The sequence below is a fragment of the Dielma fastidiosa genome (genome assembly GCF_000313565.1).
Classification (GTDB): domain Bacteria; phylum Bacillota_I; class Bacilli_A; order Erysipelotrichales; family Erysipelotrichaceae; genus Dielma; species Dielma fastidiosa.
This window is the reverse complement of sequence record NZ_HE578930.1, coordinates 1-18148: the sequence shown is the minus strand read 5'-3', so window position 1 is coordinate 18148 and position 18148 is coordinate 1. Positions and strand designations below refer to the sequence as shown.

Annotated in this window: 21 protein-coding genes and 1 other annotated feature; of the genes, 16 read left to right on the top strand and 5 right to left on the bottom strand. The window is 39.7% G+C overall.

Going from position 1 to position 18148, the window contains the following annotated elements:
* Window positions 1–2 precede the first annotated feature (2 nt).
* From DAHG_RS14820 to DAHG_RS14750, 15 genes are all read left to right on the top strand, one after another.
* Complete coding sequence (locus tag DAHG_RS14820; RefSeq protein WP_022939133.1) at window positions 3–1463, top strand: glycoside hydrolase family 1 protein; 1461 nt, start codon at window positions 3–5, stop codon at window positions 1461–1463.
* Between the two features lie 124 nt (window positions 1464–1587).
* Window positions 1588–1971, top strand: coding sequence for a hypothetical protein (locus tag DAHG_RS14815; protein WP_022939132.1), 384 nt, complete (start codon window positions 1588–1590; stop codon window positions 1969–1971).
* A gap of 86 nt (window positions 1972–2057) precedes the next feature.
* Window positions 2058–2258: a binding site (T-box leader), on the top strand.
* Between the two features lie 35 nt (window positions 2259–2293).
* Window positions 2294–4237 carry a methionine--tRNA ligase gene (gene metG, locus DAHG_RS14810; protein ID WP_022939131.1) on the top strand — a complete coding sequence of 648 codons (1944 nt, stop codon included), beginning with the start codon at window positions 2294–2296 and terminating at the stop codon, window positions 4235–4237.
* Window positions 4237–4677 carry a GNAT family N-acetyltransferase gene (locus DAHG_RS14805; RefSeq protein WP_022939130.1) on the top strand — a complete coding sequence of 147 codons (441 nt, stop codon included), beginning with the start codon at window positions 4237–4239 and terminating at the stop codon, window positions 4675–4677. The genes metG and DAHG_RS14805 overlap by 1 nt, the downstream gene beginning before the upstream one ends.
* A gap of 123 nt (window positions 4678–4800) precedes the next feature.
* Window positions 4801–5139, top strand: a complete 339-nt coding sequence (locus DAHG_RS14800) for a PadR family transcriptional regulator (RefSeq protein WP_022939129.1) — start codon at window positions 4801–4803, stop codon at window positions 5137–5139.
* A 1-nt stretch (window position 5140) separates the two neighbouring features.
* A complete protein-coding gene (locus DAHG_RS14795) occupies window positions 5141–5818 on the top strand; it encodes a permease prefix domain 1-containing protein (RefSeq protein ID WP_022939128.1) in 678 nt (225 codons plus the stop codon).
* Between the two features lie 83 nt (window positions 5819–5901).
* A complete protein-coding gene (locus DAHG_RS14790; protein ID WP_022939127.1) occupies window positions 5902–6678 on the top strand; it encodes a class I SAM-dependent methyltransferase in 777 nt (258 codons plus the stop codon).
* A 53-nt stretch (window positions 6679–6731) separates the two neighbouring features.
* On the top strand, window positions 6732–7466 hold the full coding sequence (locus DAHG_RS14785) for a DUF2087 domain-containing protein (protein ID WP_022939126.1): 735 nt from the start codon (window positions 6732–6734) through the stop codon (window positions 7464–7466).
* A gap of 97 nt (window positions 7467–7563) precedes the next feature.
* Window positions 7564–7821 carry a DUF2087 domain-containing protein gene (locus tag DAHG_RS14780; RefSeq protein ID WP_022939125.1) on the top strand — a complete coding sequence of 86 codons (258 nt, stop codon included), beginning with the start codon at window positions 7564–7566 and terminating at the stop codon, window positions 7819–7821.
* Window positions 7799–9004, top strand: a complete 1206-nt coding sequence (locus DAHG_RS14775) for an MFS transporter (protein WP_022939124.1) — start codon at window positions 7799–7801, stop codon at window positions 9002–9004. The genes DAHG_RS14780 and DAHG_RS14775 overlap by 23 nt, the downstream gene beginning before the upstream one ends.
* Window positions 9005–9009: 5 nt before the next feature.
* Window positions 9010–9714: a metallophosphoesterase family protein gene (locus DAHG_RS14770; RefSeq protein WP_022939123.1), complete on the top strand. Its 705-nt coding sequence runs from the start codon at window positions 9010–9012 to the stop codon at window positions 9712–9714.
* Window positions 9714–10706: a glycosyltransferase family 2 protein gene (locus DAHG_RS14765; protein ID WP_022939122.1), complete on the top strand. Its 993-nt coding sequence runs from the start codon at window positions 9714–9716 to the stop codon at window positions 10704–10706. Before DAHG_RS14770 ends, DAHG_RS14765 begins: the two co-directional genes overlap by 1 nt.
* 115 nt (window positions 10707–10821) lie before the next feature.
* Window positions 10822–12687 carry a tRNA uridine-5-carboxymethylaminomethyl(34) synthesis enzyme MnmG gene (gene mnmG, locus DAHG_RS14760; RefSeq protein WP_022939121.1) on the top strand — a complete coding sequence of 622 codons (1866 nt, stop codon included), beginning with the start codon at window positions 10822–10824 and terminating at the stop codon, window positions 12685–12687.
* Window positions 12688–12788: 101 nt separating this feature from the next.
* A complete protein-coding gene (locus DAHG_RS14755; RefSeq protein ID WP_022939120.1) occupies window positions 12789–13439 on the top strand; it encodes an HAD family hydrolase in 651 nt (216 codons plus the stop codon).
* 4 nt (window positions 13440–13443) lie between these two features.
* Window positions 13444–13755 carry a hypothetical protein gene (locus DAHG_RS14750; protein WP_022939119.1) on the top strand — a complete coding sequence of 104 codons (312 nt, stop codon included), beginning with the start codon at window positions 13444–13446 and terminating at the stop codon, window positions 13753–13755.
* 91 nt (window positions 13756–13846) lie between these two features.
* On the opposite strand, the gene DAHG_RS14745 is transcribed toward DAHG_RS14750, so the two are convergent.
* The 5 genes from DAHG_RS14745 to DAHG_RS20650 form a co-directional block, all read right to left on the bottom strand.
* Window positions 13847–14536, bottom strand: coding sequence for an LrgB family protein (locus DAHG_RS14745; protein ID WP_022939118.1), 690 nt, complete (start codon window positions 14534–14536; stop codon window positions 13847–13849).
* 1 nt (window position 14537) lies between these two features.
* The gene (locus DAHG_RS14740) at window positions 14538–14894 is read right to left on the bottom strand and encodes a CidA/LrgA family protein (protein ID WP_022939117.1); all 357 of its coding nucleotides are present in this window, start codon (window positions 14892–14894) and stop codon (window positions 14538–14540) included.
* Between the two features lie 96 nt (window positions 14895–14990).
* Window positions 14991–15365 carry a metal-dependent transcriptional regulator gene (locus DAHG_RS14735; RefSeq protein ID WP_022939116.1) on the bottom strand — a complete coding sequence of 125 codons (375 nt, stop codon included), beginning with the start codon at window positions 15363–15365 and terminating at the stop codon, window positions 14991–14993.
* Complete coding sequence (locus tag DAHG_RS14730; RefSeq protein ID WP_022939115.1) at window positions 15355–15723, bottom strand: Spx/MgsR family RNA polymerase-binding regulatory protein; 369 nt, start codon at window positions 15721–15723, stop codon at window positions 15355–15357. Before DAHG_RS14730 ends, DAHG_RS14735 begins: the two co-directional genes overlap by 11 nt.
* Before the next feature lie 46 nt (window positions 15724–15769).
* A complete protein-coding gene (locus DAHG_RS20650) occupies window positions 15770–16105 on the bottom strand; it encodes a helix-turn-helix domain-containing protein (RefSeq protein ID WP_022939114.1) in 336 nt (111 codons plus the stop codon).
* 156 nt (window positions 16106–16261) lie between these two features.
* On the opposite strand from DAHG_RS20650, the gene DAHG_RS14720 reads away from it, so the two are divergent.
* Window positions 16262–17683, top strand: coding sequence for a DEAD/DEAH box helicase (locus tag DAHG_RS14720; protein WP_084744610.1), 1422 nt, complete (start codon window positions 16262–16264; stop codon window positions 17681–17683).
* Window positions 17684–18148: the final 465 nt, after the last annotated feature.

The window sequence follows — 18148 nt, the reverse complement described above, 5'->3', positions numbered from 1 at the left end:
GTATGAAAAAAGGATTTCCAGAAGGATTTTTATGGGGCGGCGCGATTGCGGCTTCACAGGCAGACGGCGCTTATAATCAAGGCGGTAAAGGTTTAGATACTCAGGATTTAAGATATTTTGATGCGGCTTGGACTAAGGAAGAGCGCGCAATGTATAAAAACCGCAGAATCAATGGTGAAAAATATAAAAAAGCATTAACCGATGATGATACTGTTCACTATCCATTCAGATGGGGAATTGATTTCTACAACCATTATAAAGAGGATGTGAAGCTGTTTGCGGAATTAGGCATCAAAGTATTGCGCACATCGATTAACTGGGCAAGAATTTATCCTAATGGCGATGATGAAATGCCCAATGAAGAGGGTATTCAGTTTTATATAGATTTGTTTGATGAATGTCATAAATATGGTATTAAAGTATTCGCAACCATTCTTCATTACAATATACCTGTGAATCTGGTAGAAAAATACGGCGGCTGGAAGAACCGGAAAACAATCGATTTTTATGTCAAATATGCGACAACATTATTTGAAAGACTCGGTAACAGAGTTGATTATTGGCTGCCCTTCAATGAATTTAATGCCGGCAGATTTAATCCTTATAACGGTGTATGTCTTGTGGAGGATCAGGAACCGGATTATGTTAATGCGATATTCCAATGTCTTCATCATCAATTCATCGCTAATGCATTGACAATAAAAGCGGGTCATGAGATTTTGCCGGGGTCAATGATTGGCGGTATGATTGCCAGATTCACAACATATCCAGCCACTTGTCATCCTGACGATGTGATGCAGATGATTTTAGATGATCAATATTCAAATTGGTTCTATCTGGATGTAATGGCTAGAGGAAAATATCCTGCCTATATTGAACGGTATTTTGATAAAGAAAACATTCAGATTAAAAAAGAAGCGGGCGATGATATGATTTTAAGTGAAAATACGATTGACTTCACAGCCTTCTCCTATTATTTTTCACAGGTTTCTACCACTAAACAAGGCTGGGAGAAGACAGCGGGTAATCTGATCATGGCTAATAAAAACCCATATTTAGAAACCAGTGAATGGGGATGGCAGAAAGATCCGGTTGGCCTGCGTATTACGTTGAATCAGATTTATGATCGTTATCAATTGCCGGTATTTGTTGCTGAAAATGGATTAGGTGCCAAAGATATCCTTGAAGCTGACGGCACTGTTCACGATCCATATAGAATTGATTATTTGAAAACCCATATCGCGCAAATGAAAGAGGCAGTCATTGATGGCGTTGATCTGTTGGGATATACGATGTGGGGCTTCATCGATATTGTCTCATGCGGGCCTATGGAAATGAGTAAACGCTATGGTGTAATCTATGTTGACCGAGATGATGAGGGAAAGGGAACCAATAAACGATACAAAAAAGATTCTTTTTACTGGTATAAAAAATGTATCGAATGCAACGGTGATATTGAATAATTAAAGGATGTAGTATAAAGCGGTATCTTTCATGTAGAGATACTGCTTTTGTTTATTCTGGCTGGGTGAGTGATTTTGTGCATTTATAAGCAGTCCTAAGCATAAAATGCCATGAGGTGATTGAATGTTTGACCGTCTGAACTGCATCATGGTCGATTTGCTGATCCAATTTTCGCCCTATGTACTTTGGGCCATTTGTTTTGTGTTTCTGCTCAGCAATGCCGTCAGTCTTGAATTTTATCATACATATGTAAGATTAACGCCATGGTTAACGCTTCTTACGATATTTAGATTTTGTAAGGCGACCAATGGCGAGGCGCTTTTTGACTGTCACCCATATGGCTGCGGCATCTATGTGATGCAGGGGCTGATACCTTGGCTTCTCATTCAGTTTTTCGGCTTTATAGGAATGGAACTGTCGTTATTCTTTATAATTGGTCTGCATACTTTCAGTGACCGTTATCTCATATTTATGACAGATAGACTGCCTTCAATGAAGATAAAATAATACTTTTTGATTGTTTAGTCATGGTTTAAATAAGGAAACATTGACTTTTACTTGATTAAAGAAAAATAATTGCATATAATAATCAAGTAAAGGTTAAGACGGAAAGAGTAGTACCTGATGAACTGACAGAGAGCGGATGGCTGGTGGAAATCCGCAGGGATAAGGGTATGAAGATGGCTCCTGAACTGTTTTTCTGAATCGTTAGGAAAAAACGTAACTGCGCGTTAAGCAGATGAGGTGTACGATGTACACAAATTAAGGTGGTACCACGAGATTTCGTCCTTTGGCGGAATCTTTTTTTATTAAAGCAGGAGGATGCGACATGAAAAATAAAGGTAAATATTATTTGACGACGGCGATTGCCTATACGTCAGGGAAACCGCATATCGGCAATACATACGAAATTATACTTTCAGATGCAATTGCCCGTTATCGCCGTTCACAGGGATATGATGTGTTCTTTCAGACAGGAACTGATGAGCATGGACAGAAAATTGAAGAAAAGGCAGTAGCTGCAGGAGTTACACCACAGGCATATGTTGATGGTGTGGCGGATGTGATTCGTGAGAATTATAAACTGATGAATATTTCTTACGATTATTTTGTGAGAACAACCGATGATTATCATGTAAAGCAGGTACAGAAAATCTTTAAAAAGCTTTACGAACAGGGTGATATTTACAAAGGTAAATATGAAGGCCTGTATTGTACGCCATGTGAGTCCTTCTGGACTGAAAGCCAGCTTGTCGATGGGAAATGTCCTGACTGCGGCCGGCCAGTTCAGAAAGCAACTGAGGAAGCGTATTTCTTCAATCTGCAGAAATATGCTCAGCGCTTGATTGATCATATTGAATCTCATCCTGAATTTATTCAGCCTGAATCAAGAAAAAATGAAATGCTGAATAATTTCATCAAACCGGGACTGCAGGATCTTTGCGTTTCCAGAACTTCTTTTAAATGGGGAATTCCGGTTGATTTTGATGATAAGCATGTGGTTTATGTATGGATTGACGCGTTATCAAACTATATTACAAGCTTAGGCTTTGATGCGGATGGCAACCATGGTGAAAACTATAAGAAATACTGGCCGGCCGATGTTCATGTCATTGGTAAAGATATTCTGAGATTCCACACAATTTATTGGCCGATCATGCTGATGGCGTTAGGGCAGCCGCTGCCTAAACAGGTATTTGGTCATCCTTGGCTGTTAGTCGGTGATGGCAAAATGAGTAAATCCAAAGGCAATGCGATTTATGCGGATGAGCTGGTGAAGTATTTCGGTGTCGATGCCGTGCGATATTTCTGTCTGAGTGAAATGCCTTATGCACAGGATGGCACAATTACATGGGAACTCATGATCGAACGAATCAATTCTGATTTGGCGAACGTACTCGGCAATCTGGTGAACCGCACCATTTCAATGACCAATAAATATTTTGTGGGCGAGGTTAGCAATCCTGAAGCTAATGAACCGCTGGATGAGGAATTGAAACAGGCGGCAATGAACGCGGTTAAGGGTGTTGAGAAGAAGATGGATGAGCTGCGCGTCGGTGATGCGATTGCGGAAATCTTTGTTCTGCTTAAACGCTGCAACAAATACATTGATGAGACAACACCTTGGACATTGGCGAAAGAAGGTAAAAATGATCGTCTGGCAACGGTGCTGTATAATCTGCTTGAAGGGATCCGCATCGCGGCTATTCTGCTTGAACCATTCCTGCCAGAAACGGCGGAAAAGATTTTCGCACAATTGAATACGGAAGTAACTGATTTAGATACTTGTGAAAGCTTCGGTCATTTGGAATGCGGTAAAAAAGTCATCGCAAAGCCGGAAATTCTATTTGCCCGCATTGATGCAAAGGAAATGCTGGATACTATCGAAAAGGATCATGAAAAAGCGGCTGAACCTCTAAAGGAAGCTGAAGAAGCGGAAAAGAAACCGGAAATTACTTTTGATGATTTCTCTAAAATAGAATTAAAGACAGGCACGATTCTGAAGTGTGAAAAACATCCTAAGGCGGATAAGCTTTTAGTTTCCCAAATTGATGTTGGCAATGGTGATGTGCGTCAGATTGTCAGCGGCATTGCGACCCATTTCACACCTGAAGATATGGTTGGCAGACAGGTTATCGTTGTGACTAACTTAAAACCGGCAAAACTGCGCGGTGTGGAAAGTCAGGGTATGATCTTAGTCGGTGAAACAGCCAATGATGAACAGTTGGCATTAGCTGCCTGTGATTTGCCGAATGGCTCAATCGTACGTTAATGAGTGAACTGATTGAATTCAAGCTCATTGATCTGAATTCAGTGGATTACCTTGTTGAGAAACAGCTTCGTGAGGATCTGCTCAGAAAACCGCTGGGCTTGATTCTCTCACATGAAGACCTGCGCTATGATCATCTGTTCACCCATGCCGGTGCTTATATTCAGGGGCATTTAGTTGGCTGTCTGATTTGGCGTAATGTTAGTGAGACATGTGTCCAGATCAAACAAGTATGCGTGCATCCTGCTTATCAAGGCAGACAGATCGGCTCAGCAATGATGAGATTCGCGCAGCAGGAAATTGCCAAAGCAGGAAATCAGGAAATCATGCTTCATGCAAGAATTAATGCCTGGTCATTCTATCAGCGATTGGGTTATGAATTCTGCAGTGATGAGTTTAAAGAGGTTGGCATCATTCATCGTGAAATGCGTAAAATATTATAGAAATAGGACGGAAATGGTTTTACTGTTTCCGTTTTTTTATAAATTCTATTAAACTACTTTATCTGTCGTAGTAGTTGTGCTATACTGAAGGTACTTCATCAGGTGGAGTAGTTAGGAGGCGCTATGATCAGCAGTGATGTATTGCGTGGTTATAACGATACGATCGTATTGGCTTGTCTGCTTGATAAAGATTCATACGGCTATGAAATCAATAAGCAGATCAGAGATCAGTCAAGAGGTTACTATCATATTAAAGAAACCACACTGTATTCAGTGTTTAACCGATTAGAGAAGCATGGCTTTATTACCTCCTATTTTGGTAATGAATCATTGGGGAAACGGCGGACTTATTATCATATAACACCAAAGGGGTATGAATATTATTGCAGTAAATGTCAGGAATGGAAGGAAACTCAAGAACTGATTGACGCATTTGTCAGAGAAACGATCGAGGAGAAATAATATGGAAAAAATTAGAGTATTTGTGGATAATGTATTTTCCGGTTTGCCTAAAACAAAAGAAGTAATCGACATGAAAAGAGATATTCTAAGTAATATGGAGGAACATTATCTTGAGTTAATTAAACAGGGGAAGGATGAGGATTCAGCATTTGGTATTGTCGTTTCTGAGTTTGGCAGTATTGAAGATATCCGCCGTGAGTTAAACCTTGATGAAATTTTATATAATGAAAGCAATTTGCCGATCGATGAGGATAATCCGATGATATCCTATTTTCAGCGTAAATTCAGAAATGGTATTATTGCGGGCGTTGTCTGTTGTATTATTGGGGTATTTGGTACAGCTGTTATTTATGAGATTTTTTATTATAACTATTTGGTAGAAGCGATGCAGATCGCATGGTTTAGTGTATTTGTCTGTATCGGTGTGATTTTATTTATCTACTGGGGAATGGAAAAGGATCGCTTTGAGAAAAGCTGCGGCAGTCTGAATGGGATGGAAGCCTTTCAGGAAGCACCGATGAAAAATAAAAAAATGAAGGGAATCATTAATGGTATATTATGGCAGTTAACTGTATTGATTTATTTGCTGATGGGTTTCTTTATGGGATTATGGCATCCAGGGTGGATTATCTTTATCATATCAGCGATTATCAGCAGTGTTATCAATGCCTTCCTTTAAGCAGCTGCGGCTGCTTTTTATGTTGTAGGCAGTCAATGTTTGTGATAATATATACAAAATACATTGAATGTGGAGGTAAGAGTATGAATGAAATTGAAAAATGGTATGATGAAGTTTATGATGAATGGACACGGCTTGATCGGCATCGTGTTGAGTTTGATATTACAAAACGGTATCTTGATCATTACCTTAAAGGGGATAAGTTAAAAATCTTTGATATCGGAGGCGGTCCGGGACGCTATTCGATCTATCTGGCGGAAAAAGGCCATCAGGTAACACTGCTTGATCTGTCTGGCAAAAATGTTGAGATGGCTAAAATTAAAGCGAAAGAAGCAGGTGTTGAGCTTGCGGGTGCGGTTAAAGGCAACGCCTTGGACTTAAGTGAATTTGAAGGTGAAGCGTATGATGTTGTTTTATTAATGGGACCGCTTTATCATTTGATTCATGAAGCAGACCGCCGCAAGTCGATAGAGAATGCAATGCGGCTGTTGAAAAAGGGAGGCTTGCTGGTTGCGGCTTTTATATCAAATTACGCGCCGATTCAAGATGCATTACTTTATTGCAATGCTGATTTTGATACTGAAGAATTACTGACTTATTTGGAAAATGGATTGAATGAAGCTGAACAGGGCTTTACTACGGCTTATTTTACAGGGGTAGAAGAAGCTAAGGCACTGATGAATAGTTTTGATTTAGAAGAGCTTGCTTTTGCGGGCATTGAAAATATCCTTGGCAGCAAGGAGAGTGAAATCATGGCTAGTCCGCAGTATGCGAAATGGATCGATATCGCCTATGCGCTAAGTCAGGATGCTAAGGTTTATGGTACAAGCCAACATTTTTTATACATCGGTAAGAAATAGAAGTTGCAAACTAGAATAAACATGTTTAAACTATGTTTATAGGAAGTGATACAATGTTTGAGAAAATATATGATTATTCAGTGAATGAAATAAAACGCGGATATGCTGAGGATGAGGAAGGCTTTGTATGTCTGTGCTGCCAGGAAAGGTTTTCAAAGGATGAGATTTATCTATTGGATAACCATTTCTATAAGGCAAACAAGGCAGTGATAGTGCATCTGAAACAAGCGCATCCTGATTATTTTGATTTATTGCTGGAACATACGAGCCATGGCTGCACAGAGCGGCAGATTGAAATTCTAAAGGCGATGAAGCAGGGATATAAGGATAATGAAATTGCAAGGCTTACCGGTGTGGCAGCGGCTACCATTCGGCATCAGCGGTTTATTTTAAAAGAAAAGGCCAGACAGGCTAAAAGCTATTTGGCAGTTGCTGAATCTGTATTTGACCCTGATGAAAATGACCCTTATGTAAAGATTCATGAGGGTGCCAGAATGGTTGATGAACGTTATTGTGTCACTGAAGATGAGGAAGCAAAGGCTATGGTGAGTCTGTTTCTTTCACTGGAACCTTTAAAGCTGAAGCAGTGGCCGGCAAAGGATAAGAAGAAGATTATCGCTTTGCGAAAGATCTGTGAATGCTTTGAGAGAAATCATGAGTATACGGAAAAAGAAGTTAATGTGATTTTAAAAAATATTTTTGATGATATCGCAAGCTTGCGCCGGGCATTGATTGAATATGGATTTATGGCTCGCAGTGAGGACTGCAGTAAATACTGGCGAACATAAATGAGTGTGGTTAATCCACACTTTTTATTTTTAGTTGACATATATCATAAACAATAATAGAATATGTTTATGATATATGTAAATAAGGAGATTGCTTATGAAAGAAAATGATGAATTGCGGATGTTTAAAAGCTTAATTCCGCTTAAATTGATTGCATTGCCTAAAAAGAAAGAACTGCGTCAAATTACGCTGCAGAGAATTGCTGAATGTTTTACGGCATCAAGGGAATATACAGAGCAGGAGGTTAATGAAATCCTGATGGGGGTTTATGAGGATTATGTTTATCTTCGCAGGGAATTGGTGGAACATCAATATTTGCAGAGGACAGCAGATGGCCGCCGATATTGGAAGTGATTTAAAGCGGGCACTGCTTGGCCGGGCGGTGTCAATGCTGGGGAATGGCATGCAGAGTATCGCGCTGCCATTGATGTTTCTGAAGCTGACGGATTCGCTGTCGGCGAGCGGCACACTGTTTGCGTTTATGCAATGTCCTGCGGTTCTGCTTGCTCCCTGGCTTGGCTTGAAGCTTGAAAGTCTAAACAAAAAGCATTGCATGATAGCTCTTGATATTGCACAGGCAGGACTGCATGGTTTACTTTTAATTCTTGTGCTGAATCATGCTGAGCTATGGCTGATGGTATCTCTGTTAGCAGTCAGTGCGGTTTTGTCACAAGCTTTCAATATCAGTACCAGTGTGCTGCTAAGTGAATTAAGCAATGAAGCAAACCGGCAGCGGATGAATGGATTAAAGGGTATTGTTGATAATGGTGTGGCTTTGACGGCACCTTTGCTTGGAACACTTGTCTACACGGGTTTAGGTTTTGAGGCTATTGTGCTGCTGAATATCGTTAGTTTTGGTTTGTCAGGATTAATGGAATGTTTCATTAAATTAGAAGAAAAGCCGGCTGACATTCAGCAAAGGGATAGGAATTATCGGGAATTAATCCCCTTTTTCAAGAAAAAGCCTTTTGTTCTTCGCTTATTTTTAATTGCTGGCTGTTTGAATCTGTTTTTTGCTCCGCATGAGGAAATCTTTTATCCGGCAGTGCTGATTAAAAATTATCACTATTCAGAGACGGTGTATGGACTAGCGAATCTGCTTTTTGTGGCAGGTATGCTGCTGACATCTTTTATTCTTTATCGCTTTAATAAAGGCTTATTCAGTCTTAAAACTAATCTGCTGCTGAACAGTGCGCTGCTTGGATGCCTTGGCTTCAGCTCATTGCTTGGTATCAGTCCAGCAATTTATTTTGTGATTTTTATGATGGTGATGATTATCAGCGGTTCCCTGACATCGATGATAAACATTCCTTTGATTTCTTATTTTCAAAATGAAGTAGATGCAGCTATCCAAAGCCGGTTTTTTGCTCTGCAAAGCTTTACATCTTCATGCTTAATTCCACTGGGTATTTTTCTGGCCGGGCAGTTAAGCGAGATCAGCTCCGGCGGTTTTGTTATGGGAATGTTTAATTGCTGCATCCTCATCCTTGTTTATTTACTTATGAGAGGGTACAATATAGAAAACAATCAGAGGTGATAGGAATGAGTACGTATGTAATCAGTGACCTGCATGGTCAGCTGGAGCTGTTTAATCAGATGCTGGATAAAATTGAATTTAAAGAAACTGACCATTTATATATGCTTGGGGATGCTGTGGATCGCGGTCCTGATGGTATTTTATTGTTGAAAAAGGTTATGGGAATGAAGAATTGCACTTTTATTTTGGGTAATCATGAAAAGATGCTTCTGGATCATTATACGGATACGGATGTGGATCATGAAACAGCCTTGAAGCGATGGCTGCGTAATGGCTGTGAACCAACAATGAGGGGCTATGAGGCATTAAACGATAAGGAAAGGGAAGCGGTAATCCATTTTCTTGAACAGGCACCGCTGCAGCTGATCCTGGATGTAAATGGCAAAACGTTTTGTTTAGTGCATGGCGCTCCATGCTATGAAAATCAAGAGGATTATGATCCGGCTGAGCATCTGGGTCATTCATGGCGTGATGTTTTTGTATGGACGCGGATCGGTGCTGATGAAACTTTTGAAGGCCCGCATGTAATTATCGGACATACACCAACGGCGGCTTATCAGATGGATAAACCCTGCAGGATTTGGCATGGCAAGAATGTGAGCGATATTGACTGCGGATGCGCGATGCTGGATATGGGCGGACAGCTGGGGTGTATGCGGCTGGAGGATATGGCGGAATTCTATGCAGCCCCTAAGAGAAACGATAATTAATGTTAAAAATGAAAGAAAATACAGTAAGTATCATCGTACCGGTATATAATCGTGAAAAAGTTATTGTCCGATGTCTGCAGTCTTTGCAGGCTCAAACCTATAGGTATTTAGAAATTATTGTTGTTGATGATGGCAGTCAGGATCAATCGGCTGAAATATGCATGACAATGGCTGCGAATGATTCACGCATTAAAGTAATTAAGCAGACAAATGGCGGGGTATCATCGGCGAGAAACAGAGGTATTAAAGAAGCTTCAGGTAAATATCTTATGTTTCTTGATTCAGATGATGTATATGAGGCTGATACAGTAGCCGCAATGATGGAATACGCGGCTGAAAATAGACTTTGCATCTGTGGAATACGGCGCATAGATCAACATGGCAAAAGCAAAGACTATGTTTATGATCAAACACCAGTAAGCTATTACGATTCAGATTATTATTTTGAAATAGATCGTCGGCGATTATTTTATTCTGTCTGCAATAAATTATATATTAAAGAGATAATAATAAAGAATGGTTTATTTTTTGATGAAAATATTCATTATACAGAAGATTTTATATTCAATTTACATTATTATCAGCATATAGATCGAGTGATCTTAATTAATAAGCCTTATTATCATTATATTGATTGTGATCAAAATTCATTGTCTAAGGATAATCAGCAGAACTTTTTAAAGGGGACGCTTGCGAATAATCAAACGGTTATCGAATATTTGAATGCCAATCCCCAAATCCCTGAAGTTTTAAAAGCACGTTGCTATCATAGCTTTTTAGTGAATATTCTATGCTATCTTGATCGCAGCAATTCGTTTTTTAAGGTTGACCGAAAGGCGGCATCCGCATTAATTTCAGACGCGATGAAGGATATGGAAAGGTGGCTGCCTTATGCGAATCATAAGACACGCATGGAATTTTTGCTGCTTAAACACAAACTGTTTCTAACTGACAGAATCATACGCGCAATCTATTTTAAATGGTTTGCTTAATCAATGCGGCAGCTCCCTTAGGTGTAAAATCTGAAAGTGAGCTGTTTTTGATTGAAATCATGGTAAATTTAATATAAATTGTACTATAATAGTAGGAAGTTGAGGAGTTGGTAAAATGGTTGATGTAATCGTACTGGGCGGCGGCCATGCTGGTGTTGAAGCGGCATTAGCGGCAGCCCGTTTAAATAAAGAAACAATCTTATTCACTATGCATATAGATATGATTGCCGCTATGCCGTGCAATCCAAGTGTCGGCGGTCCGGCAAAAGGTATCGTTGTACGGGAAATTGATGCTTTAGGCGGTGAAATGGGCAGAGCAGCTGATGCTACTGCTTTGCAGTTCAAAATGCTGAATACTACAAAGGGCCCCGGTGTTCAGTGTCTGCGGGTGCAAAGTGATAAAATCGCTTATAAAAAATACATGCAGAATGTGGTTTTGAGTACTAAAAATCTTAAGGTGCGGGAAGCTATTGTTGAGGAAGTATTAATTCAAGACGGCAAAGCAGTCGGCATAAGATTAAACACCGGTGAAATAGTTTCTTGCAGAGCGCTGATCATTACCAGCGGTACATTTATGAGCTCCTTAGTTATGGTTGGGCATACGGCAACACCAAGCGGACCGGATGATGAACCGACGACAGAAAAGCTATCGGAGAGTTTAAGAATGGCCGGTTTAAGAACATTCCGTTTAAAAACAGGTACGCCCGCCAGAGTTTATACTGACAGCATTGACTTTTCAAAGACCGAGCTGCAGCCGGGAACGGATGAGTTTGTCTGCTTTTCGGCTGATACTAAACGTGAGGACGTGCGACCTTTCGAGAAACAGCATGTCTGCTATTTAACCTATACGGCCCCGCAAACACATAAAATTATTAATGATAACTTGAAGGAATCGGCCATGTATTCTGGTTTGGTTAAAGGCGTGGGACCTAGATACTGCCCTTCAATCGAAGATAAATTGGTGCGTTTTGCTGATAAGGAAAGACATCAAATATTTTTAGAGCCTGAATCAGAATCATTGGACACTACTTATGTTCAGGGGTTCTCTACATCAATGCCGCATCATATTCAGGATCAAATGCTGCATTCACTGCCGGGTCTTGAAAACTGCCGGATTAAGAAATATGCCTATGCAATAGAATATGATGCTATAGATCCGCTGCAATTAAAGCCGACGCTGGAATTAATTGCTGTTGAAAATCTGTTTACGGCCGGTCAGATCAACGGTACCAGCGGCTATGAGGAAGCAGCGGCGCAGGGGTTGATGGCAGGAATCAATGCCAGCTTAAAGCTTGATGGCAAAGAAGGCTTGATCCTGCATCGTGACGAAGCTTATATCGGTGTAATGATTGACGATTTGGTTACGAAAGGTACACAGGAGCCTTATCGGCTATTGACATCAAGAGCTGAATATCGATTGCTGCTGCGCCATGATAACGCGGATATGCGGCTGACTGAAAAAGGCTATGAAATCGGCTTGATCTCACAGAATCGTTATGATCGTTTTAAAAAGAAGATAAGTGATATAGAAGCAGGTGCAAAGGCACTCTCAGCGATTCGTTTCACCTCTAAATCAGAGGTAGCTCTCTATCTTGAAAAACTTGACTTCGACCCGCTGACTGAAGGAATCAGCGCTTTAGAACTGCTGAAACGGCCGGGTGTGACAATTAATGAATTAAAACCATATACGCATTTGGAGATTTCTGAAGAAGCAGCCCGTCAGATAGAAATTGAAGTTAAATATGAAGGTTATATTCGCAAGGCGCGTAAAGAAGCAGATAAACTAAAAGCGATGGAGAATCTAAAACTGATTGGTATCAATTATGATGAGGTTGAAAATTTATCGCTTGAAGGCCGTCAGAAGCTAAAGGCAATTCAGCCGGCAAGCGTAGGTCAGGCTTCCCGAATATCGGGGGTTAATCCTGCGGATATAGCTGTTTTAGCAATTCATCTTGAACAGCGCAAACGCCAAAATCAGTAAAATCAGGTGTAATTGACATTCGTGTGTAAGAAGTATATGATGAAGCATATAGGAGAAGAGAACGATGCAAGCTTATTATCTAAAAAGTCTGGAAGGTGCCTATGATTAAAGCGGTGTTATTTGATATGGACGGTGTTCTGATTGACTCAGAGCCGGTTTATAGTCAGCGTAAAATTGATTTTTTCAGCCAATATGGCTATCATTTCACAAAAGAAAGAATGAATTCTTTTGCTGGACTCGATCTGGATGTCATCATGCAGAAGCTGTTCCCAGAGAAGTCAGACGCTGAATTGGAAAAAATCATCGATGTTTATAAACAATTTTCAGAAACTTACCATTTCCCCTATGATGAAATCTTGAACGCGGGGGTAAAAGAAACACTGCGTTCGTTAAAGCAGCAGCATATTAAAACTGCAATCGTCTCAACTTCTCCTAAAAAAAGTATTAATGAAATGATTCGTATCTGCGGTTTAGAAAATATGTTTGATCTGATAGTCAGCGGTGAAGATTATCCTAAATCAAAGCCGGATCCAGCTGTTTATAATGCAGCCAGAGATGCGCTTGGGTATGAAGCAGATGAATATCTAGTCATTGAAGATTCAGATACTGGTATAGCGGCGGCAAAAGGCAGCGGTTTATCAGTAGCTGCCATACGGGCTGCTCAGTATGGTTTTCATCAAGATCAAGCGGATATGCTGATTGATACGGTAGATCAAGTATTAGATATAATTAAAAAAATAAATAAGGAGTGATTCCATGAGTATGCTTAAGACAATTGGTACTGTATTTATTGGTATCGGGATGGCTGGTGTGGCAATCAGTGCAGTGTCCAAAATCGTGAAAATAAGTCAGGAAAAGAAAAACAAGGCTGAAACATCAGCGGTTAGTGAGCCAATCGTTTCGGCATCGATCGAAAAGGTTGCGATTGCAAGACCTAAACCTGCACAAATCCGTCACATGAATGAGCTTTTAAGACGGGTAGAGATTCATGATGATCGTTTGAAAAGATCAGCGGCAAAACGTTTATCTACAATCAGAAAAAGAACGCGGGTCATTATTCATAAATAATAAAAAAATGCATTATTTAGCTGTCCGGATAGCGGATGGTGATAATAATGCATTTTTATTAGTCGAAGCTGATATATTATGATATCAATAATTATAGAAACGATGCCAATACAAGTGAAAGTATCACAGTGATAATTCCGCAAAGGCCCAAAGCAATACCGCTCATTGCACCTTCAACCTCACCGATTTCCAATGCTTTTGATGTGCCGAGCGCATGCGAAGAGGTGCCGATGGCAATGCCGCGAACAACAGGATCTTTAATTTTAAAAACTTTAATTAGGGTTGGCGCTAAAACAGCCCCAATTATGCCGGTTATAATCACTGCGGCAATGGTGATCGGTACGATGCCGCCTAAAGAAGCACTGACGTCCATGGCAATGGGAGTGGTTACGGATTTGGGAATCAGCGAATAAGCCATAGCTTCATCAAGCTGAAATACATTGCAAAGCAGCATAACAGAAGTCATGGATACGATGGATCCTACTAAAGTGCCGGCTAGAATGGGAATTAGATTCTTTTTTAGTTTATCAGCCTGGCGGTAAATAGATAGGGCTAACATGCAGGTAGCAGGTGTGAGAAACATTGAGATAAAAGAAGCGCCCTGATTAAATTGATCAAGGGATATGCCGGCAGCACTCAGAAAAACAATCACAATCAGAATTGCAATCAGCAATGGGTTGGCAACTGCCAGTTTCGTCTTCTGCTGGATCAGCAATCCGATTTTATAAGCAATGATACATAGAAATATAGAGAATAAAGGAGAAGCAATAATTTCGTTCATACTAATTTCCCCTCCTTATCAATTTCTGAACTCCCTGCACTGTCAAAACAGTGGAAAAAAAAGTAAGTAAAGTAGTGAACAGACAAATCAGCAGCAAAATCAGCGCCTGACTTTTCAATAATTCAAAATATTCCATGATGCCAACACCGGCAGGAATGAAAAGAAAAGCCATATTTTTTAATAGATAATCACCAATATCAGCAATCTGATGTTCCTTGATAATTTTAGTACATAATAATATAAAAAGGATAGCCATGCTGATAATGCTGACAGGAAAATTAAACGGCAGACTCTCGGCAATAGCAATTGATCCAAGACAGACAGCGAATAATAAAGCGCATTGTTCCAGAAGTTTCATAAGATTCCCTCATTTTTTGATATAACGATTTTTATTATAGTCAGTTTTCATAGCATTTACAATGCATATACAATAAAAAAGTGATGAAAGGAATCATCACTTTTTCATAAATTCTTTGATTTTATTGATAGTTTCATCACAGACAACATGCTCAATCTTACAAGCATCATTCTCTGCGTTCTCTCTTGAAACATGCAGAACACCTTCTAAAAAATCACATAATATTTCATGTCGGTTATAGACATCACTGGCTTTTTGCCGTCCGGCTTCCGTCAGATGTACTTCACCATAAGTCTCCTGTGTTACAAAACCCATTTCTTTTAAAACATTCATCGCTTTATTAACACTTGGTTTTGATACATTTAAACTTTTAGCTATATCCACAGAACGAACTTTACCGTTTTTCTCCAATAAAAGTATTGTTTCAAGATACATTTCAGCACTTTCACCTAATCGATCACTATGATTCATGATTCATTTCCCTCGCTATTTCTTCATATGCGGATTCCTTAAAACCAACTAATACTTTTGTATCACTGACCAGCAGCGGACGTTTAATCAGCATGCCATTCTCGGACAGGGCTTTGATTTTCTCATCATAGCTCATGATTTTAAGCTTTTCCTTATAATTGTTATCGCGGTAAACCTTGCCGCTGGTATTGAAAAATTGTTCAACAGTAAGACCGCTGAGCGGTATCCACCGTTTTAATTCATCAGCGGTAGGCGTATCAACATGAATATGCCGATCGATGAATGTTACATTCTTTGCTTCAAGATATTTTCTTGCTTTGATGCAAGTGCTGCATTTAGGATACTCAATAAACTGCATCAAATCACCTCATGTCTATATTAACACAAAATAATAAATAAAGCGTCTATTTAGCCTGATGATCTTTTAAAAAGTTGACATAAGATAAAATATTGTTTTGTTCTTCAGCCGTAATTTCACGGTAACCGCTCAGCAGCTGGCTTTCTTGTTTAGTGAGGGTGTAAATCGTATCCTCTTCCATACCGCCTTGAACAACTGCGCGGAAGTCAAGTTTTAAAATATCGCAAAGCATCAGCAATGTTTCTGAATCAGGACGGCGTTTACCGTTGATGTAATTGCTTATTGTATTTTGAGATAAATGAGTAGCCGCAGCCACTTCTTTCTGTTTAAGGCCTTGCACTTCCATTGCATTTTTTAAAATCGTACCAATATCTCTAGTCATATAGTTACCTCCTTCAATCGATGGCAGAGCCATCTCTTCTACTATTATATAGTAAAGTTTAAAGAACTTCGATATTTTATTTAGAAAAATTCTCAAACTGTTGATTATTTTCTTGTGAAAATGTCAGTTTCAGCTTAAAATATCAGGGTGAGGTAGATGAAAATGTTATTTAAAAATTTTAATTTAAGTGATGAATTACTAAAAGCGGCAGCGCTTTTGGGATATGAAGAGGCTTTGCCGGTGCAGGAAAAAGTGATTCCTGCCTTGCTGGCGGACAGAGATGTTTTAGTACAGTCAAAGACTGGGAGTGGGAAAACTGCAAGCTATGCGATTCCCGAAATTGAAAAGATTGACTGGCTGGGAAATGAACCGCAGGTGCTGGTGCTGACGCCGACTCGAGAGCTTGCGAGACAGGTGCAGGTTGATTTTAAGTCTTTAGGAGCATATAAAAGGATTAATGCGGTTACGTTATTTGGCAAGCAGCCATTTAAAAGTCAAATCATGGATTTAAAGCAAAAGGTGCATGTGGTAGTTGGTACGGCGGGCCGGGTGCTTGATCATTTAGAGCGTGGTACGCTGAATCTGGATCATGTCCATACGTGTATTTTGGATGAAGCGGATGAAATGCTGAATCTGGGTTTTATAGAGGAGGTAACTAAAATATTAAGTTATCTGCCGGCTAAATGTACGATGGCTATGTTTTCTGCGACAATCAATGATTCGATTAAGGAAATTGCGGAAACATATTTGCATGATGCGGAAGTGATTAAAGTCGGTGAAGTTAAAAAGTACAATACGAATGTAGATTTGTTTTATGTGAAGGCGGATAAGGAATGCAAAGAGGAGCAATTGCTTAAAGTGTTATATAAAGAATTGCCGCAGCAGGCAATGATCTTCTGTAATTTCAGGGAGAGTGTGGAGCAGGTGTTTGATCTGCTTTGTGAAAAGCGGATCAGCTGTCTGATGATACACGGTGGTCTGATGCAGGAAGAACGGCTGGCTAATATGCGGGATTTTAAAAAAGGAAAGTACCGTGTCTTGGTAGCGACTGATGTAGCCGGCAGAGGCATTGATGTTGCGAATGTTACCCATGTTATCAATTATGAGTTTCCAACTACCACCGAGGATTTTATTCATCGGATCGGCCGATGCGGACGTGTTGATAAGAAAGGAAAAGCTATTTCGCTGGTGCTGCCAACGCAGATGAAGTATTTGAATATGGTGCAGGAAGAACTGGAAACGGAGCTGGCATGCATTGATGAGCAAGCGTTTGAAGGTGTGGTATATGATTCAATACTGAGCCGATCTGAAGAGATTAGACAGAAAGAGGAAGTGATTGATGAGGATAAATGCAAGCTTTATTTTAAAGGCGGGCGGAATAAGAAGCTGAGAGCTAAAGATCTGGTCGGGGCAATTATGGATGTGCCAGGTGTGGAATTTAATGATATAGGGATTATTGAGGTTTTGGAGACTACTAGTTATGCGGAGATTCTTAATGGTAAAGGAGAATTGGTGCTGCGGGGGCTGCAAGGAAAGAGTATAAAGAATAAGCAAATTACAGTGGAAAAGAAAAGATAAGCGGTTAGTGAATTAATGGAAGGTTATTTGACTTATCTTTTGATACTAAATAAAAGGCAGGCGTGAAGTGTTGTGAACGTCTGTCTTTTATTTGAATGATAGTGATGTAAAAAAGATGTAAAAAATTGTGCATTTTGTTCACTTTTTAAAAGTTTATGCTATAATATCAATGTATTGGAATTGTTGGCTTATGCTGGTCCAAAGTTGTGACAAGGCTAAGCCTGGATACAATGTAATCATTGATTTACCAGAAAAGGCTAAGATGTTTATATTACTGTTTGGTGATATAAAGGGAAAGCATTTTCAATCATTGCGTTTATTTGGATACTTTAATGGATTAGCTTTCCCACTTTTTCGTTAAATATTCGGATAAATACACTGTTTTCGGGGTGCTTTTTCGAAAAACTTTCAATTTTAGGTTGATTTCTGGTTCATGAATGATATAATAGTAGCAAGGATACGATT